Here is a 24,171-nt window from a genome sequence, read left to right as displayed (position 1 = left end):
CTATGTCTAAACGCGAATTAATAGAACCGAACGAAGGAGATAAGCGCTACATCCGCCGGGATAAAGACGGGCGCATTGAGCAGTCCGTTGACCAGCATAAGTCGCTTTCCCAGGATGATCAGCATAACTCTAAAAAGACCAGCCAATCCGGTCAGGGTGATAAGGGAGACGGCCACACCGGCAACCGGAAGCCGGCTAAATAAACCCAAATGCCTCATAAACAAACAGCCCCGCCTGATTCAGGCGGGGCTGTTTGTTGCTGTAGTATGATAAAGATATTTTCTCAGGCGTTGGAACGCTCTTTCTGCACGGCATGTGGCACTCGTACTACCAGCCGCTCATACAGCAAGGCAGCCAGCCAGGCCAGCAAACTGCCTAACAAAGCCCCGGCCGCAACGTCGCTGGGATAGTGCGCCCCCAGGTAAATGCGGCTATAGCTCACCAGGGCCGCCCACACAAACAGGATAACCTTGGCGAGGCGGAAGCGCCGGGGGAGAATAATGCACAGAAATACCGCCAGGGCAAAGGAGTTGGCCGCGTGCGAGGACAGAAAGCCGAATTGCCCGCCGCACCCATGCACCAGATTAAGCGTAGCGGAAAGCTCCGGGTCGTGGCAGGGACGCAGGCGGGCGAAGTACGGTTTGAACAGGCGACTGGAAATGCTGTCGGCCAGAGCTACCACCAGACCCAGCAGAGGCAGCGCCACCAGCGCCCGCCGCTGCAGGAAGTAGCCCAGCACTACTATAATGACAAGGTAGGACGGAAACCACACAAAGCGTTCCGAAAAGAACACCATCAGGCCATCAAGCCAATGCAGGTGGCGGGAATTGGCGGCTACCAGCAGCCAGCGGTCTAAGCCTTGCAGCAGTTCAATCAAACTTAAGAATGGGTGGCAAGCCAGTCTACTCCTTTGCGCAGCCAGGTTTGGGTGGCAGCTTCGGGCGAGCCGGGCTCGGGTTGCAGGTTATAGTGCCACTCGCACTGGGGCGGCAGGCTCATCAGAATGCTTTCGGTGCGGCCACCGGTTTCCAGGCCAAATTTGGTGCCCCGGTCGATGGCCAGGTTGAACTCGGCGTAGCGGCCGCGGCGCACCAGCTGCCATTTTTTCTGCTCTTCTGTGAAGGGCAGGGCCGCGTTGCGGCGCATGAGCTCCGTGTAGCTGTGGCCATAGACTTCGCCTACTTCGCGCACGAAGGCAAATAATTCTTCCTGGCTGCCGTCTTTGCCCACAGTGAGGCGGTCGAAGAAAATGCCGCCTACGCCGCGCGTTTCCTGGCGGAAGGGGATATAAAAGTACTCATCGGCCCACTCCTTGAAGCGGGTGTAGTAGGCAGGGTTGTGGCGCTGGCATACCTCCGCAATCTGCTCATGAAACCAGCGGGCCTGCTCCACATCCACGTAAATGGGCGTGAGGTCTAAGCCGCCGCCAAACCAGGCTTCCCCGTTGCCGGCCTCAAAATAGCGCACGTTCATGTGCGAGATGGGCACCATGGGGCTGCCCGGGTGTTGTACCACCGATACACCGGTGGCAAAATACTCCGGGTTAGGCATCAGCAGCACGCGGGCCGCCTGCTCGCTCATGGTACCCGATACGGCCGAAAAATTTACGCCGCCTTTCTCCAGAACATTCCCGTTGCTGATTACGCGGGAGCGGCCGCCGCCCCCACCGTGGTGTTGCCAGGCATCTTCCTGAAAGCGGGCCAGCCCATCGGCTTCTTCCAGCTGCTGGCACAGCCAGTCCTGAAACTGGCGCATCCAGTCGGCTACCGAGTCGCGGAAGGCAGGAGCGGGGGTGGGAATGGGGAAAGTAGGAGCGGAAGCGAGCATAGTATGCATAAAACAGTGGGGCTTAAGTTTGGGGCAAACCTCGGGGGTAAAAAGAACCCGAAACCTGATAAAAGTCAGGGCCGCCGCTGTTTTTTATTCTGCAAAGATAGGCAGTTTGGTCTGTAGCGCGAAGCTCCGGCTTCGCGTATGAGCGAAGAGAGTAATCCGGAAAGGAGCCGCTGGTATCAACATGCTGGAACTCGCTGCGCTCGTACGCGAAGCCGGAGCTTCGCGCTACTTATCGTTGTGACAGCTATCCACCTTAAATAGCTTTTTCCAGTACCAGCAGCTCCAGGGGCTGGCGGGGCAGGCCAAAGCGTGGGTCGGTGGGGAAGGGCACGGTGGCGCCGGTGCGCTGGTAGCCATGCCGCTCGTACCAGGCCAGCAGCTCGTGCCGCACAGAAATAACCGTCATGCGCACCAGCGGCAGGCCCAGCTGCCGGGCCCAGTTTTCGCCGGCCTGCATCAGCTGTTTACCAATGCCCAGCGCCTGCTTATCGGGGGCCACGGAAAGCATCCCCAGATAAAGCGCATCAGGAAGGTGCTGCAGATATACGCAGCCCACCAATGAACCATTGGTGGTGCGAGCCAGCAGAATGGTAGCGTTTTCCGGGGCCAGCAGGTCGCGCAGGTTATCGGCATCGGTGCGCTGCCCGCCCAACAGGTGAGCTTCGGTGGTCCAGCCTTGTTGAGATGCCTCGCCGCGGTAGGCGCTGTTTACCAGGGTAACAAGTTCTGGAATATCGGCTGGGGTAGCGGGAGAAATGCGTAGAGGGGTTGGCATGGGACAAAGGTAGTGCCTGGAAGATTTTTAGGATTCCTGCAACGCCTGGTTCTTGTTGGGGCTCTCCCCATAACAATCTTATACATTTTGCTCTATGAAGAAGAAACTATGTTTTAGCTGGCTGCTGGTCGGTAGCCTGGCATCAAGCGGAGCGGCGCAGGCCCAAACAGCCCCGGCTGGCGAAGCTCCCACCGGAAAGCCAGCCTTCCTCCGGCTGGGGTTAGGCACGACCTACGACATTGAGGGGTACTACCGCAGCGCCCGGGTGAGCGTGGAATACGCGCCCATGCTAACCCGGAAAATTGGTCTGGCCAGCCGGGTAGTGGGCATTGGGGGCAAACCCACCAGTGGTATGGAAACCCAACTGCCCAACCAGAACTACAAGGCCGGCTATCTGGAGCAGGAAGTGGTGTTTTATCCCTTCGGGAATAGCCAGCGGCTGAACCTGGGCATCGGAGCCGGCGGCTTTGCTGGTTTCTATCGGCTCAATGGCTTTAACAACTTCACCGCAGAGTCCGGCAAAGTCACGGACTACACCTTGGAGCGGAAGCAGGGCTTTCATGGCGGCTACCTGCTGTCTCTTAACCTAGACGTAGCCCTGGGCCAGGAGCAGCGCTGGCGGGTAGGAACGAAAGCCACGCTGCAAAACGGCGCGCTGGGCAACCGCCACAGCTCTACCTACAGTCTCACCCTGGCTCGCCGCCTCTAACCGGCCATTTTAGTAAAGTCAGCCACAAAAAGCCCGCTTGGCCATTCTGGCTAAGCGGGCTTTTTGTTGTCTTTTTTCAACGGGAAGCTGCCGGTACGGTATTCTGCAGGCAGCCTGTTAGCACCCCATCACCTTCATTCCGTAACTTCGCGCCAGCACCCACCCCTTGCCCATGACTTCTGAACCTGTTGCTGCGCTGAAAGCCGAAGTTACGAACACCCAGCCCAACCGTGCCACCCTCACGCGGGCCTACCGCCTCATGCGCACGGCCGATGAGATGGCCCGCCTCTACGAAGAAAACAAAGCCGTAACGGCCAAATACGTGCACGCCACGGCCCGTGGCCACGAAGCTATTCAACTGGCCGCCGCCTTTCACCTCACCGCCCAGGACTACGCCGCCCCTTATTACCGCGACGACGCCATGCTGCTGGGCATGGGTCTGCAGCCCTATGAGCTCATGCTGCAGCTCATGGCCAAGCGCGACGACCCCTTTTCCGGGGGACGCACCTACTACAGTCACCCGTCTTTGCGCCGCGCCGGCTTTCCAGTGATTCCGCACCAAAGCTCGGCTACCGGTATGCAGGCCATTCCGGCCACCGGCACGGCCCACGGCATTAAGTATCTGGAAAGCCAGGGGCTGCTGACGGATAAAAATGGCACGCAGCATTTCCCGGTTTCGCTGTGCTCCATCGGCGACGGGGCCATGACCGAAGGCGAGGTTTCCGAAGCCCTGCAAATGGCCGTGCTGCATCAATTGCCCATCATCTATCTGGTGCAGGATAATGATTGGGGTATCTCGGCTACCAGCCGCGAGATGCGCGCCATGGATGCCTATGAGTTTGCGGCCGGCTTTAAAGGCCTGCACCGAATGCAGTTTGATGGGGCCGATTTCCTGGCCAGCTATGCCGGCATGGCCGAGGCTTTTGAGTATGCCCGCCAGCGCCAGGGGCCGGTGCTGGTGCACGCTAAGTGCCCGCTGCTGGGCCACCATACCAGCGGGGTGCGTAGGGAGTGGTACCGCGGCGACGACCTGGCCGCGCATACCCTCAACGACCCGCTTCCCCGCTTCCATCAGCAATTATTGGAGCTGGACTTCACGGAAGAAGAGCTGCAACAGCTGGGTGAGGAAGCCCGCGCCACCGTGGCCGCCGACTACCAGCGCGCTCTGGCCGCGCCCGCGCCCGATCCGGCTACTTTCCAGGACCATGAGTTTGCACCCCCGGCCGTAACGGCAGAAGCCGGCGAGCGAAACCCCGCCGGCGCCGACAAAGCCCTGATGGTAGACGCCGCGCTGCACGCCGTAGATGATATTCTGAGCGAATTCCCCGAAGCCCTGTTTTACGGGCAGGATGTGGGTGGCGAGCTGGGCGGCGTGTTCCGCGAAGCGGCGCTGCTGGCTAAAAAGTACGGTGATGCCCGCGTGTTCAACACGCCCATTCAGGAGGCCTATATTGTGGGAAGCACCGCCGGCATGAGTGCGGTGGGCGCCAAGCCAATTGTGGAAGTGCAGTTCGCCGACTACATCTGGCCCGCTCTCAATCAGCTGGTGGAAGAGCTGTCGAAATCCTGCTACCTCTCCAACGGCAAGTTTCCGGTGCAGTCGCTCATTCGGGTGCCCATTGGGGCCTACGGTGGGGGCGGCCCTTACCATTCGGGCTCTATTGAAAGTACCCTGCTCACTATTCGGGGCATAAAGGTGGTATATCCCAGCAACGCCGCCGATATGAAGGGACTGATGCGCGCCGCTTTCCTGGACCCCAACCCGGTGGTCATGCTAGAGCACAAAGGTCTCTACTGGAGCAAAGTGCCCGGCACCGAAGATGCCAAAACCACCGAGCCTGCCACCGGCTATGTTATTCCGCTGGGTAAAGCCGCCGTTGCCCAGGAAGCCGCCCCCGACAAGCTTCGCAACGGAGAAACCTGCGTGGTGGTAACCTATGGCATGGGCGTTTACTGGGCCAAAACTGCCAGCAAACAGTTTCCCGGTCAGGTTGAAATTCTGGACCTGCGCACGCTGAACCCTTTGGATTTTGAGGCGGTACAGGCTGCCGTGCTACGCCACGGTAAGGTGCTGGTACTAACGGAAGAACCCCTGATGAATTCCTTTGCCGAAAGCCTGGCCGGCCGCATTCAGCGCCACTGCTTCCAGCAGCTGGATGCTCCGGTATTTACGCTGGGTGCTGCCAACCTGCCGGCTATTGCTCTCAATGTAGATCTGGAAAAGCAAATGCTCCCAAACCCTGATAAAGTGGTTACTGCTTTAGAAGAGCTGTTGGAGTACTAACCATAGCACGAAAAGTAGCGCGAAGCTCCGGCTTCGCGCTACTTTGATATACACCGCTTGCTAGAAAGGGTAGCCTATACCTACGTTTAGCGTAGGCGTGTTTTGCCAGGGTTTGTTCTTGTTGCGCCAGATGGCAAAACGGTTAATAGCCCACTTGTCGCCGTCTATGGCCGTAGGGTCATAGATTTTGGTGGCAATATCCAGGCGAATAATCAGGAAGGTGAAGTCGAAGCGGAAGCCAATACCGCTGCTCACGGCAAACTCTTTATAAAAACGGCCGGGGTCGAACTGGGCCCCGGGGCGAGGGTCGTTCTTCTGCAAAGACCATACGTTGCCGAAGTCCGTGAACAGGGCGCCATCCAGGTAATCATACAGCGGGAAACGGTACTCAGCGCTACCTTCCAACAAAAGCTCCCCGGGCTGCTCTACGTTCTCATCCTGAATAGGCTTGCCGCGGCTGTCTAACTGCACCACGCCATTGGTGGTAACTACCGACGTGTGGGAGCCCGGACCAAGCCGCCTGGGACGCCAGGCACGCAGGCTGGTACCTCCACCGGCAAAGAAATATTTGTCGTAAGGAATGATATAGGAGGTAGTGGTGCCGTTTTCCCCGGTGAAGCGCGTAGGCGTGAGGGCATGCGCCAGGCCACCATTCAGGCGCCACACAAAATAGGTTTGGGGCGTGAGCTTGTGGTAGCGGCGGAAGTCGGCATTGAAGCGGGCGTAGTCCAGCACCAAAACGCCCCCGATAGTGGTTTCCGCCGTGGCATCGGGCCGGGTATAGAGGCGGCGGCCCAGGCCGCCTACTTCCGCCGTGGCCCGGAAGGAACGGGCATCCCGGGTCTGGTTGAAATCATTGCTGTTGTAGTAGGATGTGGCATTGGCGCTGGGCACCAGCAAGCGGCCAAAACTGCGCAGCAGGGCCCCATTGTTCGCCAGCTTTTCCAGGGCCACCCGGTAGGCGCTATCCAGGCGGCTGGTATTCACCAGACTGATATTCTGCAGTGTGAGCACATACTGCTGGTAGGCACTCCGCTGCCAGATATAGTCGTAGCTGCCTTCCAGGTTGGTGCGCGTGTACTCGGGCCGGTCTACGTACGTGAAGCTGGTGGATATGCGCGTTTTCGGGTTGTACCGGGTTAAGAACCGGTTGGTGCGCCAAGGTACCAGAAACTGCGGTAGAATCAGGCTGGCATTTGCTCCCAGCTGGGTAGCATAGGCCGTAGGAATTCGGCTGCCTGGCTCTGCGGTTTGGCCCAGCCGGATCTGCCCTTCCAGGCCAGCGCGCAACCCCAGCTCCAATACCTCCGCACCGCCAAATACGTTGCGGACTTTCAACCTGAAATTAGTAAATGGGCCCGGCAGGTTGACCACAACGGTACCGCCCAACTCCGTGGTTTCCTGATATTTTTTTAGCGGCGAAGCATTTACTACTGCATCCAGCCGGTGCAGGCCATTAACTGAATCCCCGGCCACTTTCTGGTAGCTCACCGTATTAAAGCGGAACATGTCCAGATCAGCCAGCTGGCGCTGCGTGGTCTGGGTATTGTTGAGGCTGTAGATGGAACCAGGCCGAACTTCCACCCGCTGATTCAGCACTTTACTACTGATGCGGTGCTTGTAGGCTAAGAAGAAGATAGAATCCCGCACCACCGTGTCGCGCTTCACGCCAAAGCGGTTGGTGCCGGCGTCGGTGAGGAAATTTACGTGCCGGATGGTGTAGATATGGTGCCGCTCGCCGGGGGCGGGGTTGGCAATGAGGGTGCGCAGGCGCACGGTGCCGGGCTCAAAACTGGTATCGGCCTCCAGGGTAATGTACTGCTGCCGGAAATCGAAGTAGCCCGCGTTTTTCAGCAGGTTCTCCAGCCGGGCCCGCTCCAGCCCAATGGCTTCCTCGCTGTATTGGTCGCCTTTGTGAATGAGGGCCAGTTTCTGGTTCTCCAGCACCACTTTGGCTACCGCCGAGTCCGGAATATCAAAATCGAGCTGTGTGTAGTGGAAAGGCTGGTTTTCGGTTACCTGATACGTCACCGTCACGCGGCGGTCCTGCACGGCATCCCGCGCCGTTACCGAGCTCCGGAAAAATCCCTGCGACTTCAAAAACGTGCTCAGCTGCTCCGTGGTGCGTTCCGTGAGGGTAGAGTCGTACACCACGGGTGGCTCACCCAGGCGCATCAGGGCATTGCCTTCGCTCAGAACCAGCTGGTGGCGGCGCGTGTGCCGCTCGCGCTTAATCAGCAGCTTACCCACCGTTACGGAGTCGCGGCCGGCCTGCCGGATAAGGGAGTCGTATCGGGTGCGCTCCTCCTGCAGCTTGCGCTGCAGCTCGTCGGGTTTATAGAAATACTGCCCTAGCTGGTAGATTGCTAGCTTTGGGATGGGAAACCGGTTGTTGGGCTTTTGCTGATACAGGGTTTGCAGCCGGTCAGCGTTGGCCTGCTTCACGCCTTCCAGCTTTATCTTATACAGCAGGTTTTGCCCCGGCAGCAGCAGCCGGGTAGGAGAGCAGGCCGGCAACAGTCCACCTCCGGTCAGCAGCAGAAAAACAAGTAGAACTCGCCGGCGCGCGGTCAGCACAATAGAAGAATATGATTTCAAAAGCAGTTGCCAAGTACGTGCATTCTTTGCAGCAGAAGAAATATCGACTGCGCAACGGCACCTTTTTAGTAGAAGGCGGCAAGAACGTATGCGAGTTGCTAAGTTCCGGACTTCTAACGGAACGGCTGTTTATCACGGCTGAATTCGCCGACAAAAATGCGCATTTGCTGCCAAAGGGCGTGCCCACCGAGCTGGCCACGGAGGATGAGCTGACCAAATTAGGTACCCTGGCCACCAACAATACGGCCTTGGCCTTAGCCCGCATTCCGGAAGAAACCCCGCTGCAGCCCGCTTCCAACCAGCTCCTGCTGGCCCTGGACCAGGTGCGCGACCCCGGCAACCTGGGTACGCTTATCCGCCTGGCCGATTGGTACGGCCTGGCCGGCGTAGTGTGTTCCGATACCTGCACGGATGCCTGGTCGCCGAAAACCGTTTCGGCCACCATGGGCTCTTTCAGCCGGGTAGCCATCTGGCAACGCAACCTGCCCGAGTGGCTGGACTCATTGCCGGCCACCCTCCCGCGCTACGGCGCCCACCTGGAAGGGGATAATGTGCACCGGCTCAGCCTGACGCCCGGCGGCGTGCTCATCATGGGCAGCGAGTCGCACGGCCCGCGGCCGGAGGTACTGGACCGGCTGACGCAGCGCTTATACATTCCCGGGGCTGGCGGGGCCGAGAGCCTGAACGTAGCCGTGTCAGCCGCTATTCTGCTGGATAATTTTCACCGCCACTTGTAGGCATTCAGGTAAGTGCTAAGCAAAAAGGGCAGCCTACGGGCTGCCCTTTTTGCTGTTAAGATGTTAAAATACACCGGTGTAGATTAGAGGAAGGAGATGCCGAAGCTGACGGTTTGCCCACCCGGCCCCCGGCCCGGCCGGAAGGTTTCGGTTAGGTTATACTTGGCAAACAGACTTAAGCCTCTGTAGCCAATCATACCCTGCAATCCGCCCTGAAAATCTTCCAGGTTGTAAGAGTTACTGTCTTTGAACTTCTCAGTGCGGCCCTCCAATTCGTATTTAATCTTCACATGACTCCCGAGGCGGTAGCCAACATAGCCGCCAACTCCCACCCGGAAAGTAGACCTGCCCTCATCATTTCTGAAGTGTAGCTGAAACATAACGGGCAGGTTCAGCGTGCTCATGGCCAGCTTGCTTTTGCGCAGATTGCGCACCGTATCCGTTATAATGTAAGTTGTAGGGATATTTTCGTAGACGGGAGGCAGCGTAGCAGTATGTCGGTTATCATTAAAGAAGTACTGATTGTTATCCAGCATGAAGTTGTTAAACGCTAATTCAGGTCCGGTAACCAGATATAAGGGAGAACCTTTCTTGCCTAGCCGCATATTGTAGTGCCAGTTCAGGCTGATATAGCGGGAAGAAAGAGGCTTCAGGTCAAAGGGTTGACCGCTGATACCAGTTTCAGCGGAAGGACGGCTCACCAGGGTATTCACCCCCAGATCAACGGTGAAATCCTGATGTACGCGGCGGTTGGCCTTCTCCTCCTGCCTGGCCTTCTTTTCCGCGTTGCGGATAGAGTCCTGGGCCGGCGTGGAGCCAATATGCACCGATATGTGGTCGTCCTCATCATTGCCGGATTCAACTACCGTCACACCGAAGGCTTTGCCCATGATTACCTCCACCTTATCGGCCTTGGCTTTGCTTTTGGCCGTGCCGGGGGCGTCGTTGCGGACCGTGATGCGCACCAGCTCGGCCTGGGTGCCGGGGTGGTCTTTGGAGGGCTTGAACTCCAGCGTTACCTGGTCGGTTTTGGAATTGGCCCCGGCTTCCACGGCCTGGTTAATGTACCCGTCCAGCATGCGCATCAGGGAGTCCAGCTTGTAGGCCCGGAATTCGCGCAGCTGCTCTTTGTTTTTGACATACAGCGTCATGGTGGCCTGGTTGGGCAGCTTTACCATGATGGTATCATAGAAGGAAGAAGGAGAAATAGGGCCGGCAGCGGCCTGGGCGTGGCCCGGGGCCAGCACTACCAGCAGCAGTAGGGCCAGCAGTGAGAAGAGGCGTTTCATGACAAGAGGAAAATTAGAGTTGAATGACTTTGGTTAGGGTGTGACCGGCCACGCGGGCCTGTACCGTCACGGTTTCCGGCAGTCCGGCTTCGGCCAGGGTCACCTGGTCGCCGCGGAGTACGTTGCGGGCATGCCGGATTAGGGAGCCCAGCAGGGGCCGGGATGCCGGGCCATTGCTGGCCAGGGCTACCGGTGCCTGCGTTTGGCGGCGCACCTCTACCTCAATGGGACCAAGCGGCGCCGCTGGTTCCGGGGTGGTAGTGGTGCTGGCCAGGGCGGCCGGCAGGGGTTCAGGCGTAATGGTTGGAACAGGCTCGGTTTTCACTGTGCGCTCCGGTTGCGCAGGACGAGGCGTAGCGGCCGCTACGGCCCGGTTTTCAGTGGCTGCCAAACGCTGAGTATTGCGGGGGGCAGAAGCTGTTGTAGTAGTGGTTTGCTGCTTGGCCGGAGCCGGGGCAGCAGTGGCTACTGCTTTCGAAAGGCTAGATGCAGAGGCGGGAGTGGCCGTTGCCTGAGCGGTAGAAATTTCTTTTTCAATGGCCTCATTAGCAGACTGTGGCTGCGAAACAGCCGGCGCCGAAGGCCGCGAAACCACCGTGGCCATGTCAGCCGGGGCGGGCGTGAGGCCACCGGTGCGCAGCAGCCAGGCGCCGCCCGCTACGAGCAGCAGCGTGAGCACCGCCGCCGAGGCATAAAGCCACATAACAGGGCGCTTCTTACGGGCGGGCTGCAGCTCTGCTTCCAGCTTATCCCACAGAAAGGCGGGAGGCGTGGGCGCGTGGCCCTGCAGCCGGTCCCGGAACAGCTTATCAATATCTTCCGGTTGCATAATATTCTTTCGTTGAAGGGTGAGGAGCCGCTACCGTATTGGCGGCGGCTACGCGGCGCTGCAGCATGGCGCGGGCCTTGCTGAGCTGGGATTTGGAAGTACCCTCAGAAATACCCAGCAGCTCGCTTATTTCGGGGTGGGAGTAGCCCTCCAGGGCATACAGGTTAAATACAGTGCGGTAGCCGGCGGGTAGCTCTGCCAGCAAAGCCAGCAGGTCTTCGGCATTCAGTTGGCTATCGGCCTCGGCGGCCGTGGCGGGCACGTCGTGGGTCAGGTCATCAATAGCCAGGTGCAGGGGCTCCTTGCGGCGCAGCTGGCCCAGGGCTTCGTTCACCATAATCCGGCGAATCCAGCCCTCAAAGCTGCCCTCGTGCCGATACTGCTCCAGGGCCCGGAACACCTTCACAAAGCCCATCAGCATTACCTCCTCGGCGTCGTCGCGGTGGCGCAGGTACCGGATGCACACGCCCAGCATCATACCCGCAAACTGCTCATAGAGCTGTTTTTGGGCACGGCTGCTGCCTTGGCGGCAGGCGGCTATCAATTCGGCCTCGGTCACAACAGAAAAAGTAAATGTGGAACTATAGCGGTGGCGTTTGAAAGGGTAGATGCAGCCGTTAGGGTACCGGTTGCCTGAAGGAACACAAATTTTTATCGGGCTCTAAAAATAAACCCCGCTGCCGGTAGTACCGGGCAGCGGGGTTAGTCAGGAATACGCCTCAGGTGCAAGCCAGGGCTAGTATTGGCCGATGGATAGCATCACCAGCGTGCAGGCTTCTTCCGTTTGAATGCCGCGCTGCTGCGCCAGCTTCTCCAGCTCCGGGTTTTCAGTGCCGGGGTTAAAAATGATGCGCTTGGGGTTCAGGTCCAGGATGTAATCATACCAGGCGGGCTGGTTTTGCGGGCCTACGTACAGCGTTACGGTATCAATATCGGCGGACTGGGGCCGGTCGAGGGCAATATCCAGGCCGGCCACCTGGCCTTTTCGAATGCCGACGGGCACTACCTCGTGGCCGTGATTTTTCAGTTGATGAACTGCGCGGAAGGAGTAGCGGGCGGGGTTGTCACTAGCTCCCAGAACAAGGGTTTTTTTAGAAGACATCAGAAAAAAGTAAAGTCAGCTTAGGAGAGGCAGCTAAAAGTACTGCCTTCGCCTTATACGCAGTAGCCCCGCCGTAAGCTGCGTATGGCCGGGCTTTAGTGGTGCGGATGCACCCCGGCACTCAGCCGGGCCAACGACCACGCCCCCACGGCCATGGCCAGGTCGCGCACAGCCACATCCAGGTAGCGGCCGCTGGTAATCAGCGTGAGGGCAATGGCAATCAGCCAGGCCATCACCACCCAGGCGCCCACGCGGGGCCGCCAGAGCACCAGTACACCCGCTATAATCTCAATAATGCCCACCAGCAGCATGAAAGTATGCGCTGAAAAGGGAAGCATGCGCACCAGCGCCGGGTTCAGGTAAGCCTCCCAGTTGGTGAGCAGGTTGGTAAACTTGTCGGCCCCCGCTACTATGGGAATCAGGCCATAGGTGAAGCGTAGCACCTGGGCTACGCTGGGAGCGGCCGTAGGGGAGGAAGTCGTCGGGAAATGAAGGTCGGTTTGCATGACAGTTGGCGTTGGGTGAAAGATGTTTTGTCGCCATTGGATGCACGATATATAGCAGAGGTTACATATTTTTTCTTTGTAACTTCTGAAGGGTTGCCGCATCTATTGAATTGCCAGGTAAGAAACCGGCCTCCAGCACCTGCGTCATGCTACCCGTCCTTGTTCCCATGCCTTATACCCCGCTATCTGATCTGGAAGTAATTGAACGGGTGCTGGCCGGCGAAAAGCAGCTGTTTGAATTATTGATGCGCCGCTATAACCAGCGCCTCTACCGCACCGGGCTGGCCGTGCTGGGCGGCAACGTGGCGGAAGTGGAAGAGGCCATGCAAAACGCCTGGATAAAGGCCTTTCAACACCTGAATCGGTTTGCGGGCCGGGCCGGCTTTGCCACCTGGCTCACCCGCATTCTGTTAAACGAGTGCCTGATGGCCCTGCGCGGTCGGCATCACTTTGTGGATCTGCCCGAATCCAATACCCTGATAGAAGCCCCCCTCCGCGAAGAGCACACGCCCCTGCAGAATGTTATGGACCAGGAGCTGCGCCAGGCCCTGGAAAGCGCTATAGGCAAGCTGCCCGATACCTACCGCAGCGTATTTATGCTGCGGGAAGTGGAAGGCATGAGTGTAGGAGAAACCGCCCAGTTGCTACAGCTCTCCGAAACCAACGTAAAAGTGCGTCTGCTCCGGGCCCGGGAGCGGCTCCGTCACCAGCTGCAACACTACGCGCCCGAGCAAACCTTTACCTACATGGGTGCCCGCTGCGACGGCATGGTACGCCGCGTATTGGCTCGCATAGGAGAGCTTCCCGCCGAGCCAGTAATTCGTTAAACACCGCAAAGTGAGTTTAGCGCGTCCCCACCAGTGCTGCAACGGCTTCCGCGCACCGCTCGCCATCCATGGCTGCCGATACAATACCACCCGCGTAGCCGGCGCCCTCGCCGCACGGAAACAGCCCCGCCAGCGTGGGATGCTGCAGCGTATCCCGGTCGCGCGGGATGCGCACGGGCGAGGACGTGCGGCTTTCTACCCCCACAATCTGGCCCGCGTTGGTGGCGTAGCCGGGGATTTTGCGCCCGAAATTCTGAAAGCCCTGCCGCAGCCGCTCGGCCAGTCCCTGGCCCAGCACCTCATCCATGGAAACCGAAACCAGGCCCGGCTGATAGGAGGTTTCCAGCAGCTCAGCAGATACTTTTCCTTTCAGGAAGTCGGCCAGGCGTTGGGCGGGGGCCACCTGGGTGTTGCCGGCCAGCAGGCAGGCGCGTTGCTCTATTTCCTGCTGCAGGCGCAGCCCGGCCAGGGGGCCGTGCTGGCGCAGGTCCATTTCTTCCAGCTCAATGGCGGCCACAATGCCGGAGTTGGCAAAACGGGAATCGCGCCGGCTGGGGCTCATGCCGTTTACCACCACCTCGCCCTGGGCCGTGGCCGCGGGCACAATAAAGCCGCCCGGGCACATGCAGAAGGAAAACACGCCCCGCTGCTTGCCCTGCCACTGGGTTTGGTGCACCAGCGCATAAGAGGCCGCCGGCAGCTGGCCGCGGTCGGGCAGGCGGTACTGGGCCTGGTCTATCAGCTGCTGCTGATGCTCTACACGCACGCCCAGTGCAAACGGCTTGGCCTCAATCAGCACCTGGCGGCGGTGGAGTAGCTCGTAAATATCCCGGGCCGAGTGGCCGGTGGCCAGAATGGTGGCATCGGCCTCCAGGGCCTCGCCGGTGGCCGTTACCACGCCGCGCAAACGCTTTTGCTCAATAATCAGGTCTGTTACGCGAGTATCGAAGCGTACTTCGCCGCCGGCCTCGCGCACACTCTCGCGCAGGGCCGCTACCACGGCGGGCAGCTTGTTGGTGCCAATGTGCGGGTGAGCATCTACCAGAATATCGGGGGTGGCGCCGTGCTGTACAAAAAGGCGCAGAATGCGGCTTACGTCGCCGCGCTTGGAGGAGCGGGTGTAGAGCTTGCCATCGGAATAAGTACCCGCGCCGCCTTCGCCAAAACAATAGTTGGAATCGGGGTTCACGAGGTGCTCTTTGTTAAGCGCGGCCAGGTCGCGGCGGCGGGTGCGCACGTCTTTGCCGCGCTCCAGCACAATGGGCTTTATGCCGAGCTCAATGGCGCGCAAGGCCGCAAATAGACCGGCCGGGCCGGCGCCCACAATAATAACGGAGCGCCGGGCCTGGCTTACGTCCGGAAACCGGAACCAGGGCCCGAACAAGTCAGCTGGGGGCGCATCATGGTAAATATCGGCCCGCAGGCGTACCAGGGGCTGGCGGCCGCGCGCATCAATGGAGCGTTTGCGCAGGTGCACAAAATCGGCCTGGCCGGGCTGTAGGCCCGCGGCCTGCAGCAATGCGCGGTAACGCGCGTATTCGTTGTAGGCCACCTCCGGCGGGAGCATGACCTCAATTTCCTGTTTATCGGGCATCGGGTGAAAGGTGTTTAGCCTTTAGACCATAAAAGCAATGGAGCGGCAAAGATACAAGCTTGTTTGCGGGAGAAATAGTGCCGCCAGCCGGAGGAATTACCGGGCTGGCAAAACCCAGGGGCCCCTCCGGGAGTTGAACAACCCAAACGCCGCCAACCGGCCGCGGCTCTATCTACTCTCACACTACGCTATTCAAATACATGGCTGATACCCCCAAACATTGGTTTATTACCGGCGTGAGCACCGGTTTTGGCGCGGCTCTGGCCGATTTGCTGTTAGAAAAAGGCGACAAAGTAGCCGCCACTTTCCGCCAGCAGGAGCAGGCCGATGAATTCACGAAGAAAGCCGGCGCCAATGGCCGCGGCTTTGTGGTAGAAGTAACCGACGAAGCCCAGGTGAAACAGGGCGTGGCGGACGCCATTCAGCACTTTGGCCATCTGGACGTCATCGTAAACAACGCCGGCTACGGCTCCCTGGGCAGCATTGAGGAAATCTCGGCTGAGGAAGTGAAGCGGCAGTTTGAGGTGAATGTGTTCGGGCCCCTGCACGTGCTGCGGGCCGTGCTGCCCCACCTGCGCGAGCGACGCAGCGGGCACGTGCTCAATATCACCAGCATAGGCGGCCTGAAGACTTTCCCCGGTGTGGGCGTGTACAATGCCAGCAAGTTTGCCCTGGAAGCCATTGGCGAAAGCCTGGCCCAGCAGGTAGGCCCGCTCGGCATCAAAGTAACCAACATCGAGCCCAGCGGCTTCCGTACCGATTGGGCCGGCCGCTCTGCCAACATTATTACCACCGGCATTGAGGACTACCAAGCCACAGTGGGCGAGAACCTGAAAGGCATTCAGGGCTACAGCGGCCGCCAGCCCGGCGACCCGCAGCGCGCCGCGCAAATCATGTATGATTTGGTGCGCCAGGAAAATCCGCCGCTGCATTTGCCCCTGGGCAAAGCCGCCGTGAAAGGCGCCCGCGACAAATTTGCCAGCTTGGTAAAAGAGCTGGAAAGTGTAGCCAGCATCGGCGACTCTGCGGACTTTCCGTCGTAAACACGTTTTTAAATACCAAATGGGCCCGGTTGCATGCTGCTGCCGGGCCCAGTTGTTTTTCGACTGGCTGGTAATAGCGCTCCTTCGCCACAAAGTAGTTTCCCAGCACGGTGTAGAGACGCATACTTGCGTCTCGGCGTTGAACGATTGTAACGGCACCGAATAAACAACGATGAGACGCAAGTATGCGTCTCTACACGTTCTGAAAACTGTTTCAGCCTCAATGCGGCACACCCGAATGAAATGTTTTCTTGAAATCGTACCTTGGTAGTATTCGTTTCACTAACTCTCTTTCCGCTATGAAAAACACCCGTTTGCATTTCGCAGCGCTTTGCACCCTGTGGCTAGGTTTGCTGCTACTTTCCGTGCGAGGCTACGCGCAGGACACGCAGCCCGAAGATAAGTCCAAGCGGCCCAGCCCACCCGCGGTGGTTGCCGCCAAAACCCCGGCCGCCACCATCAGCATCGACTACAGCCGCCCCTCGGTGCGGGGCCGCAAAATTTTTGGCGAGCTGGTACCCCTGGGCCAGGTATGGCGCACGGGCGCCAACGAAGCCACCATGTTTACGGTGGATAAAAACGTGAAGATTGAAGGCAAACCCCTGCCCGCCGGTAAATACAGCCTGTTCACCATTCCCGGTCAGGACGAGTGGACTATCATCTTCAACAAAGTACCGGTGCAGTGGGGGGCCTTTAAATATGATGAAAAGCAGGACGCGCTGCGCGTGAACGTGAAGCCCCAGGTAACGCCCAAACTCACGGAGCAAATGACTTTTACCATTGATAAGAGTGGTAAAGTGTCTATTCTGTGGGAGAATACGCAGGTAGATTTTATGGTGAGTGCGGCTAAGTAATCTACTGCCTTAAAACCCATTGTCATCCTGACGCAGGAAGGACCTTATCCCGCCTGAACGAATCGTTTTTACGAAGCTCGTTCGGCGGTGATAAGGTCCTTCCTGCGTCAGGATGACAGTGCGGGTGAGGCTTACTTTCCTTCCCCCAATACGCTTTCCACCCAGGCTTTGCCCCACTCTTCGTGTTCCTGCTCGCTCCATACCTGGGGGTAGAAGATGCGCTTCTGGAACTTGGGAGGCAGGTATTTTTTCCAGTTAGTGCCACCTGTAGCGGCCAGGGCGGTGGGGTCGCGCTCCAGGTAGCGCACCGCCGATTTATAGTGCATCAGCGGCCAATTCACGTTCACATTCACATCCAGCTGGCGTAGCTGCCGGAGCAGGCGCGGGTGCTGCTGGTCTTCCTCGGGCAGGCGCTGCACCACGCTCCAAAGGTTGCGGTTCTGGAAACGGCGGGCGTGCTCGTGCAGAATATCTGTGTATTTCTCTTCGAATTGCGTCAGGGTAAGTGCCTTGGCGCCGGTTTCCTCAATGGTGGCGCCGGCTTTCCAGTAAATGCAGCCCATCAGGTCTTCGTGGGCGGCGGCTTCGCCCAGCAGGCGGCGCTTCTCCTTGTCGGCCAGGTTATAGAGGGAGGTGCTGGCCAGCTCTATCATGCGGTATTGCGCGCTCTGAAAGCCAGAGGCCGGCATCAGCGTCATTCGGAACTTCAGAAACTGCGCCTTTTCCATGCCATCCACCATCACCTCAAAAGAGTTGATGAGGTTCTCAAAATAGCGGTTGATGCGCCCTACCCGCAGCACCAGCTCCTGGAGCGTGGGCTCCTGCAGGTCCCCAATCTGCTCGTACTCACAGAGGCAGAGCTTGAAGTACAGCTCCGTAATTTGGTGGTAGATGATGAAAATCCGCTCATCGGGGAATTGGGTGAGCGGGCGCTGCAGGCTCAGCAGCGTGTCCAGCTCAATGTAGTCCCAGTAATTAATGTAGTCGGCGTAGTAGAGGCCTTCGAGGTAGCCGGCCAGGTCTTGGCCGTCGGCGGCATATTTCTGCTGCAGCCGACGAAGCTGCTCCAGCACGGCCGGAGAAAATTCATCGGGTGGAAGAGAGGTGTTCATGCGGGTGGGAGGGTGGTTAAGGCCTGCAAAGAACAAAAAACCAAGCAAAAGCACCATCACCAGGCCACCTCTATGGCTTTATCGACATCTATTAACAGAGAATAATAGCGAAGCTCATCCCGACAGTGCAAAATTCCCGGGCGAAACTTCTACTTTTAGCCCAACATGGCAGAAAAAAGCAGCATTTTTGATATGATTGGTCCCGTCATGATTGGACCCAGCTCTTCGCACACGGCCGGCGTAGTGCGCATTGCCAGTGCGGCCATCCGCATTCTGGGCTCCTTGCCCACCCACGCCGTCATCACCTTTTACAACTCGTTTGCCCGCACCTACGAGGGCCACGGCTCCGACCGCGCCATTATAGCCGGCCTACTGGGCATGGCCACCGATGATGTGCGCATTCGGGAGGCTTTTGACCACGCCAAAGCGGCTGGCCTGCAGTACACCTTTCAGAGCGTGGGCAATGCTTCCACCATGCACCCCAACACCATTAAGGTGCAGCTGCGCGATGAGCGCACGGGCCACGCGGTAGAAGTGGTGGGCCAGAGCCGGGGCGGCGGCGTAATTCGCATTGTGGAGGTAGATGGCTTCCCGGCCGACTTCTCCACCGCCCTGCACACGCTTATTATTGATGCCGATGACGTGCCGGGCTCCATTGCTTTCATTGCCTCCGTCATTGCCCACGATGACTGCAACATTGCCACCATGTCGGTGTCCCGAAAGGGTAAAAACGACGCGGCCCGTCAGTTTATTGAAATGGACTCCAGCCTGAAAGACATTACCCTGGAGTATCTGCGCCAGCTAAGCTGGGTGCACCGCGTTACTTATATTGCCGCCGCCGATTAAGTTTTTTTTGACTCTATTCATGCTATGAAAGCAGTTTTTACTCCCCGTTTGATTCGCTGGGCAGTGGCCGGCGCGGTACTGGCGGCGCTGCCGGTGGCGGCCCAAACCACTTCCCCCACGCAACCGCCCGCCGGCGCGCTGGTAACCACCCAAAGTGGCGGCTGGACGCTGCAGCGCGCCGTAGACTACGCCCTGCAGAACAACCTCACGGTGCGCCAAAACCAGCTTTCCGCGGATCTGGATGAGGCCGACCTGCGCCAGAGCCGCGCGGCGCTGCTGCCTTCGGCCAACCTCAGCGGTTCGCAGTCCTGGAACTTTGGTACCAGCCTGGACCCGCTCACCAACGACTTCATCACGCAGACTATTCGCTCTAATAACTTCTCGGCCTCATCGCAGGTCACGCTGTTTTCGGGGTTTCAGCTGCGCAATACCATCAAGCAGAACCAGCTTAGTCTGGAAGCCAGCCGCTTCGATATTACCAAAGCCCGCAATGATTTATCGTTGAACGTGGCCTCAGCTTTCTTGCAGCTGGTGCTGGCTGATGAGCTGGTAAAGACCAACTCCCTGCGCGTAAACAGCGACGAGCAGCAGATTGAGCGCACCCGCAAGCTGCTGAAAGCCGGGGCCGTTGCTGAGAGTAATCTGCTCGATAGCCAGGCCCAGCTGGCCTCAGACCAGCTAAACGTCATTACGGCCCAGAACCAGCGTGACCTGGCCCGGCTGCAGCTCTTGCAGCTGATGAACATGGATCCATCGTCGACGGATTTTCAAATTGAAGTACCCGTGCTCGGCGACCCTGACGAGGAAACGGAAGTGCGCCTGGATGTGAACGAAACCTACCAGACGGCGCAAACGCTGCTGCCAGAAGTTAAATCGGCGGAGCTGCGGGTGCGTAGTGCCCAATACGGCCAGGAAATTGCCCGCGGCGGCTACTATCCGCGCCTTACGTTTGGGGCCGGTATTTTCACCGGTTATTCCACGGCCCGCTCGTCCTTTATTCCTACCGGCGAGTTCACCCGAACCTACATTCCGGTCGTTGACTCGGTTACCAACCAGCCCTCCGGCACACTGGCCCTGCTGAATGTGCAGCCCAAGTACGATATCAAGCCCACGGCCTTCAACAGCCAGATTAAGGACAACCTGGGCAAGCAGCTGCAGATTAACCTGACCATTCCTATTCTGAATGGCCTGCAGGCCCGCACTAACGTGCAACGCTCCCAGATAGCCGTAAAACAGGCCGAGCTGCGGGCCGAGCAAACCCGCCTCACGCTGCGCCAGAGCATTCAGCAGGCTTACGCCGATGCCGTGGCGGCGCAGCGCAAGTTTGTGGCCGCCAAGCGCCAGGTAGAGGCCCTGACCACCTCTTACCGCAACGCCGAAATCCGGTTTAACAATGGCCTGCTCAACGGCACGGAGTTCAACATCTCCAAAAACAACCTGACGGCCGCCGAGTCCAGCATGATTCAGGCGAAATATGAGTTCATCTTCCGCCAGAAAGTGCTGGAGTTCTACCAGGGTAAGCCCGTAAGTCTGTAGCCCGTGGGCAGTCTGCCGCCTGCATGTGTTAGCCGCATGCCCGGGTGCTGGTTGCCGTTCCCATAAGCTCATCCATTCTTTGCCGCCTGCCCCGCTAAACTGCGCGCATTCGGCTGAAACACCAAGAAAATAAGTTCTCAAGAGCCTAAATCCCTACAATGAAAAACAACCGCCTTTTATACATCCTGCTGGCCGTGCTGGCTGTGTTGCTGATTGGATTTGTCGTTGCGAAGAAACAAGGCTGGGTGGGTGGCCCCGCCGGCATGGAGGTAATTTCCGCCAAAGCCAAGCCGGCCACCATTGTGGAGAAAGTAAGCGCCTCAGGCAAAGTGCAGCCCGAAACCGAAGTGAAAATCTCGCCCGACGTATCCGGGGAAATCATTGAGCTGTATGTGCACGAGGGCGACTCGGTGAAGAAAGGCCAGCTGCTGCTGCGCATCCGGCCCGATAACTACACGGCCATGGTGAGTCAGCAGTCGGCTATGGTGAACTCCCAGCGCGCCGGCGTAGGGCAGGCCAACGCCCGCCTGCAGCAGCTGCTGGCCAATGCCCGCCAAACGGAGCTGAGCTACCGCCGCAACGCCTCGCTTTACAAGCAAAAAGTTATTTCGCAGGCTGATTTTGAAGCCAGCAAGGCGGCATATGAGGCCTCGCAGGAAGAAATAAACAGTGCCCGCCAAAGCATTCGGGCGGCGCAGAGCAATGTGGCCAGCGCCCAGGCCTCGTTGGAGGAAGCCCGCAAAAACCTCAATAAAACCACCATTTATGCCCCCGTTAGCGGCACCGTTTCCAAGCTGAACGTGGAGCGCGGCGAGCGGGTAGTGGGTACTTCCCAGATGGCCGGTACCGAAATCATGCGCATCGCCAACCTCAACTCCATGGAAGTGCGCGTGAATGTGAATGAAAATGACATCATCAACGTGCACCTCGGCGACTCCGCCATTGTGGAAGTGGACAGCTATGCCAGCAAGGATGAGAAATTCCGGGGCATTGTAACCAGCATTGCCAACACGGCCAAAGATGCCCTCACGGCCGAAGCCGTAACGGAATTTGAAGTGCGCATCCGCCTGCTGCCCGAGTCGTACCGCCACCTGCTGCGCAATGTAAACGGCCGCACGCTGGTGCCTTTCCGCCCGGGCATGACGGCCTCTGTGGATATCATTACCGACCGCAAAACCAACGTGCTCAGCGTACCGCTGGCCGCTGTTACCACCCGCTCCGACAGCGCCTTTACCAAGGGTGGCGAGGATAAAAACGGCGCGCGTGAAGGCGGCCCCCGCCGCAGCGGCGGTGATGCCGAAGATGATAACGCGGCGCCCCGCGCCGATATTCAGGAAGCAGTGTTTGTGGTGAAGGATGGCAAAGCCATTCTCACGCCCGTTAAAACCGGCATCAGCGACTTCCAGAACATTGAAATTGTGAGTGGCATTACCAATGGCACCGAGGTGGTGAGCGGTCCGTTCCGGGCGGTATCCAAGAGCCTGAAAGATGGGGCTGCCGTGGTAGTGAAAGATGCCAAGAGCATCAGCAAAGTAGACATCAAGGAAGAAGAAACCGAAGAAAAGTAAGCCGCTAACCTCCTGAGAGGCACCGCGTAGGAGAGGCCGGTACCCGAAGCGGGTGCCGGCCTCTCAGTTTTTTTGGCTAAACTCGTCCCTTTCCGGCGGTTTGGGCATTTTAGCCGCCCTGGCCCGAACCTAGATTTAGCACCTTCTTCCGGTGTTTTACAGCATTTCCTCGTGGAAAAAATAGCCATGATTGGCGGCGGCTCCTGGGCCACTGCACTTACCAAGATTCTCTCTGAAAACGGGGCCCGTGTGGGCTGGTGGATGCGCAGCAAAGACGACGTGCAGCACCTGCAGCGCACCCGCCATAACCGCCGCTACCTGTCTTCGGTGGCCTTTGACCTCATGCGTGTGTTCCCCTCCACCGACCTGGAGGCCACCGTGAAGGAAGCCGACTGGCTGGTGCTGGCCGTGCCCGCCGCCTTCGTGAAGGAAGCCCTGGACAAGCTGGACCGGGACTCGCTGAAGAACAAGCGCATAATCTCGGCCATCAAAGGCATGATACCGGGCAAGAATATTCTCGTCACGGACTACGTGGCCGAGCGTTTCCGGCTCCCGCACACCCAGCTGGGCGTGGTGGCCGGCCCCTGCCACGCCGAGGAAGTAGCCCTGGAAAAGCAGAGCTACCTCACCATTGGCGGCACCGATATGTTGCTTGCTGAGGACTTCAGCCAACTGCTGCGCAACCGCTACACCAAGGCCTATCCCATGGCCGACCTGGATGGTATCGAGTACTGCGCCGTGATGAAAAACATCATTGCTCTCACCAGCGGCATAGCCCACGGCCTGGGCTACGGCGACAACTTTCAGGCCGTGCTGGTGAGCAATGCCGTGCAGGAAATGCGCCGGTTTGTGCACGCCATCAACCCTCAGCCCCGCGACCTGTCGGCTTCCGCTTACCTCGGCGACCTGCTGGTAACGGCCTATTCCCAGTTCTCGCGAAACCGCACCTTCGGCAACATGATTGGGCGCGGGTACTCCGTGAAATCAGCTCAGATGGAGATGAACATGGTGGCGGAAGGCTACTATGCTGTTAAGAGCATTCACGAGCTCAACAAAAAGCTGAACGTGTCGATGCCCATTACCTCGGCGGCTTATCACATTCTCTACGAGAAGATTTCGCCGGCCGTGGAGCTGGAAATACTGAAGGAGAAGCTGCGGTAAAGAGCCTGCTCAGCCAGAAGTTGTTTAATAGCTAATCAGAGGGTATTGATGAAGGTTTCCGGTTTCACGTTTGTGCGCAATGCCGTGCTGTATGACTACCCGGTGGTAGAAAGCATTCAGTCCCTGCTGCCGCTTTGCGACGAGGTGGTGGTGGCCGTGGGCAATTCCACCGATGATACCCTGGGCCTGATTCGGAGCATCAACTCCCCCAAAATCCGGATTATCGAAACTACCTGGGACGATACCCTGCGGGAGGGTGGCAAAGTGCTGGCCGTAGAAACCGATAAAGCCCTGGCCGCCATTGCGCCGGATGCCGACTGGGCCATCTACCTGCAGGCCGATGAAGTACTGCACGAGCAGGATTACCCGGCTATTCGGGAAGGCATGGAGCGCTGGCTGGCTTATAAACAGGTAGATGGGCTGCTGCTGAAATACCGCCATTTCTATGGCTCCTACGACTACCTGGGCGACGCCCCGCGCTGGTACCGCCGGGAAATTCGCATTGTGCGGCCCGGCGCCGGCATCTATTCCTACCGCGACGCGCAGGGTTTCCGCAAAAACCACGATGAAAAGCTGCGCGTGAAGCTGCTGGATGCCACCGTGCACCACTACGGCTACGTAAAAGCGCCCGCCGCCATGCAGCGCAAGCAGGAAACCTTTGGCAAGCTCTGGCATTCGGATGCGTGGATGGCCGAAAACGTGGTGCCCGCCACTGAGTTCGACTACAGCCAGGTAGACTCCCTGCAGCGCTACACCGGCACGCACCCGCAGGTGATGCTGGCGCGCATCAAGGCGCAAAACTGGCAGTATGAGCACGATATGTCCCGCAACCGCTACCGCCGCAAAGACCAGCTGAAACACCTGGTGGAAAAGCTAACGGGCTACCGCCCCGGTGAATACCGCAACTATAAGCTGGTGTAGACCACTGCGGAACAGCGTTTATCCTTCGTTTCCCCTGTATTGTT

At 58.6% G+C, this 24,171-nt stretch carries 23 protein-coding genes; 12 read left to right on the top strand and 11 right to left on the bottom strand.

Annotated features, from left to right (window positions below; all coding sequences use genetic code 11):
• Positions 1-2: 2 nt before the first annotated feature.
• Positions 3-203, top strand: a complete 201-nt coding sequence (locus tag PK28_RS10460) for a hypothetical protein (protein WP_044513666.1) — start codon at positions 3-5, stop codon at positions 201-203.
• A gap of 80 nt (positions 204-283) precedes the next feature.
• On the opposite strand, the gene PK28_RS10455 is transcribed toward PK28_RS10460, so the two are convergent.
• The 3 genes from PK28_RS10455 to PK28_RS10445 form a co-directional block, all read right to left on the bottom strand.
• The gene (locus PK28_RS10455) at positions 284-877 is read right to left on the bottom strand and encodes a phosphatase PAP2 family protein (protein ID WP_044513665.1); all 594 of its coding nucleotides are present in this window, start codon (positions 875-877) and stop codon (positions 284-286) included.
• A gap of 2 nt (positions 878-879) precedes the next feature.
• Positions 880-1,836, bottom strand: coding sequence for an oxygen-dependent coproporphyrinogen oxidase (gene hemF, locus PK28_RS10450; protein ID WP_044513664.1), 957 nt, complete (start codon positions 1,834-1,836; stop codon positions 880-882).
• Positions 1,837-2,089: 253 nt separating this feature from the next.
• On the bottom strand, positions 2,090-2,611 hold the full coding sequence (locus PK28_RS10445) for a GNAT family N-acetyltransferase (protein ID WP_044513663.1): 522 nt from the start codon (positions 2,609-2,611) through the stop codon (positions 2,090-2,092).
• Positions 2,612-2,705: 94 nt separating this feature from the next.
• On the opposite strand from PK28_RS10445, the gene PK28_RS10440 reads away from it, so the two are divergent.
• Complete coding sequence (locus PK28_RS10440; protein WP_044513662.1) at positions 2,706-3,320, top strand: hypothetical protein; 615 nt, start codon at positions 2,706-2,708, stop codon at positions 3,318-3,320.
• Between the two features lie 172 nt (positions 3,321-3,492).
• Entirely contained in the window at positions 3,493-5,604 is a 2,112-nt protein-coding gene (locus PK28_RS10435) for an alpha-ketoacid dehydrogenase subunit alpha/beta (RefSeq protein WP_044513661.1), read from the top strand.
• Positions 5,605-5,664: 60 nt separating this feature from the next.
• On the opposite strand, the gene tamL is transcribed toward PK28_RS10435, so the two are convergent.
• Positions 5,665-8,202, bottom strand: a complete 2,538-nt coding sequence (gene tamL, locus PK28_RS10430) for a translocation and assembly module lipoprotein TamL (protein ID WP_156126345.1) — start codon at positions 8,200-8,202, stop codon at positions 5,665-5,667.
• On the opposite strand from tamL, the gene PK28_RS10425 reads away from it, so the two are divergent.
• Positions 8,193-8,939 carry a TrmH family RNA methyltransferase gene (locus PK28_RS10425; RefSeq protein ID WP_044513660.1) on the top strand — a complete coding sequence of 249 codons (747 nt, stop codon included), beginning with the start codon at positions 8,193-8,195 and terminating at the stop codon, positions 8,937-8,939. The genes tamL and PK28_RS10425 overlap by 10 nt on opposite strands.
• An 83-nt stretch (positions 8,940-9,022) precedes the next feature.
• On the opposite strand, the gene PK28_RS10420 is transcribed toward PK28_RS10425, so the two are convergent.
• The 5 genes from PK28_RS10420 to PK28_RS10400 all read right to left on the bottom strand — a co-directional run bounded on the left by PK28_RS10420 (position 9,023) and on the right by PK28_RS10400 (position 12,665).
• The gene (locus PK28_RS10420; protein WP_044513659.1) at positions 9,023-10,228 is read right to left on the bottom strand and encodes an outer membrane beta-barrel protein; all 1,206 of its coding nucleotides are present in this window, start codon (positions 10,226-10,228) and stop codon (positions 9,023-9,025) included.
• A 13-nt stretch (positions 10,229-10,241) separates the two neighbouring features.
• A complete protein-coding gene (locus PK28_RS10415; protein ID WP_044513658.1) occupies positions 10,242-11,057 on the bottom strand; it encodes a hypothetical protein in 816 nt (271 codons plus the stop codon).
• Entirely contained in the window at positions 11,038-11,616 is a 579-nt protein-coding gene (locus PK28_RS10410) for an RNA polymerase sigma factor (protein ID WP_044513657.1), read from the bottom strand. Before PK28_RS10410 ends, PK28_RS10415 begins: the two co-directional genes overlap by 20 nt.
• A 177-nt stretch (positions 11,617-11,793) precedes the next feature.
• Entirely contained in the window at positions 11,794-12,159 is a 366-nt protein-coding gene (locus PK28_RS10405) for a CoA-binding protein (protein WP_044513656.1), read from the bottom strand.
• Positions 12,160-12,254: 95 nt separating this feature from the next.
• The gene (locus tag PK28_RS10400; protein ID WP_231576137.1) at positions 12,255-12,665 is read right to left on the bottom strand and encodes a hypothetical protein; all 411 of its coding nucleotides are present in this window, start codon (positions 12,663-12,665) and stop codon (positions 12,255-12,257) included.
• Positions 12,666-12,832: 167 nt separating this feature from the next.
• Between PK28_RS10400 and PK28_RS10395 the strand changes: the two genes are divergently transcribed.
• The gene (locus PK28_RS10395) at positions 12,833-13,492 is read left to right on the top strand and encodes an RNA polymerase sigma factor (RefSeq protein ID WP_048825871.1); all 660 of its coding nucleotides are present in this window, start codon (positions 12,833-12,835) and stop codon (positions 13,490-13,492) included.
• Between the two features lie 16 nt (positions 13,493-13,508).
• Here PK28_RS10395 and PK28_RS10390 read toward each other — a convergent pair whose 3' ends face one another.
• Positions 13,509-15,086, bottom strand: coding sequence for an NAD(P)/FAD-dependent oxidoreductase (locus tag PK28_RS10390; protein ID WP_044513654.1), 1,578 nt, complete (start codon positions 15,084-15,086; stop codon positions 13,509-13,511).
• Positions 15,087-15,286: 200 nt separating this feature from the next.
• Here PK28_RS10390 and PK28_RS10385 point away from each other — a divergent pair, with 200 nt between their 5' ends.
• Both PK28_RS10385 and PK28_RS10380 read left to right on the top strand, forming a co-directional pair.
• Positions 15,287-16,129 carry an oxidoreductase gene (locus PK28_RS10385; RefSeq protein WP_044513653.1) on the top strand — a complete coding sequence of 281 codons (843 nt, stop codon included), beginning with the start codon at positions 15,287-15,289 and terminating at the stop codon, positions 16,127-16,129.
• A gap of 299 nt (positions 16,130-16,428) precedes the next feature.
• The gene (locus PK28_RS10380; protein WP_044513652.1) at positions 16,429-16,983 is read left to right on the top strand and encodes a DUF2911 domain-containing protein; all 555 of its coding nucleotides are present in this window, start codon (positions 16,429-16,431) and stop codon (positions 16,981-16,983) included.
• A 131-nt stretch (positions 16,984-17,114) separates the two neighbouring features.
• Here the strand turns inward: PK28_RS10380 and PK28_RS10375 are convergent, their stop codons facing one another.
• Positions 17,115-18,095, bottom strand: coding sequence for a tryptophan 2,3-dioxygenase family protein (locus tag PK28_RS10375; RefSeq protein ID WP_044516814.1), 981 nt, complete (start codon positions 18,093-18,095; stop codon positions 17,115-17,117).
• A gap of 165 nt (positions 18,096-18,260) precedes the next feature.
• Here PK28_RS10375 and sdaAB point away from each other — a divergent pair, with 165 nt between their 5' ends.
• From sdaAB to PK28_RS10350, 5 genes are all read left to right on the top strand, one after another.
• Positions 18,261-18,941 carry an L-serine ammonia-lyase, iron-sulfur-dependent subunit beta gene (sdaAB, locus tag PK28_RS10370; RefSeq protein ID WP_044513651.1) on the top strand — a complete coding sequence of 227 codons (681 nt, stop codon included), beginning with the start codon at positions 18,261-18,263 and terminating at the stop codon, positions 18,939-18,941.
• Between the two features lie 24 nt (positions 18,942-18,965).
• The gene (locus PK28_RS10365) at positions 18,966-20,477 is read left to right on the top strand and encodes a TolC family protein (protein WP_048825870.1); all 1,512 of its coding nucleotides are present in this window, start codon (positions 18,966-18,968) and stop codon (positions 20,475-20,477) included.
• A 158-nt stretch (positions 20,478-20,635) separates the two neighbouring features.
• On the top strand, positions 20,636-22,045 hold the full coding sequence (locus PK28_RS10360) for an efflux RND transporter periplasmic adaptor subunit (protein ID WP_044513650.1): 1,410 nt from the start codon (positions 20,636-20,638) through the stop codon (positions 22,043-22,045).
• Positions 22,046-22,216: 171 nt separating this feature from the next.
• A complete protein-coding gene (locus tag PK28_RS10355; protein ID WP_231576136.1) occupies positions 22,217-23,206 on the top strand; it encodes an NAD(P)H-dependent glycerol-3-phosphate dehydrogenase in 990 nt (329 codons plus the stop codon).
• Between the two features lie 48 nt (positions 23,207-23,254).
• Positions 23,255-24,127 carry a glycosyltransferase family protein gene (locus PK28_RS10350; RefSeq protein WP_044513649.1) on the top strand — a complete coding sequence of 291 codons (873 nt, stop codon included), beginning with the start codon at positions 23,255-23,257 and terminating at the stop codon, positions 24,125-24,127.
• Positions 24,128-24,171: the final 44 nt, after the last annotated feature.

It is taken from the genome of Hymenobacter sp. DG25B (assembly GCF_000801315.1).
GTDB lineage: Bacteria > Bacteroidota > Bacteroidia > Cytophagales > Hymenobacteraceae > Hymenobacter.
Note: the sequence above shows the minus strand (reverse complement) of the source record. Positions and strands in the feature narration are given on the sequence as shown.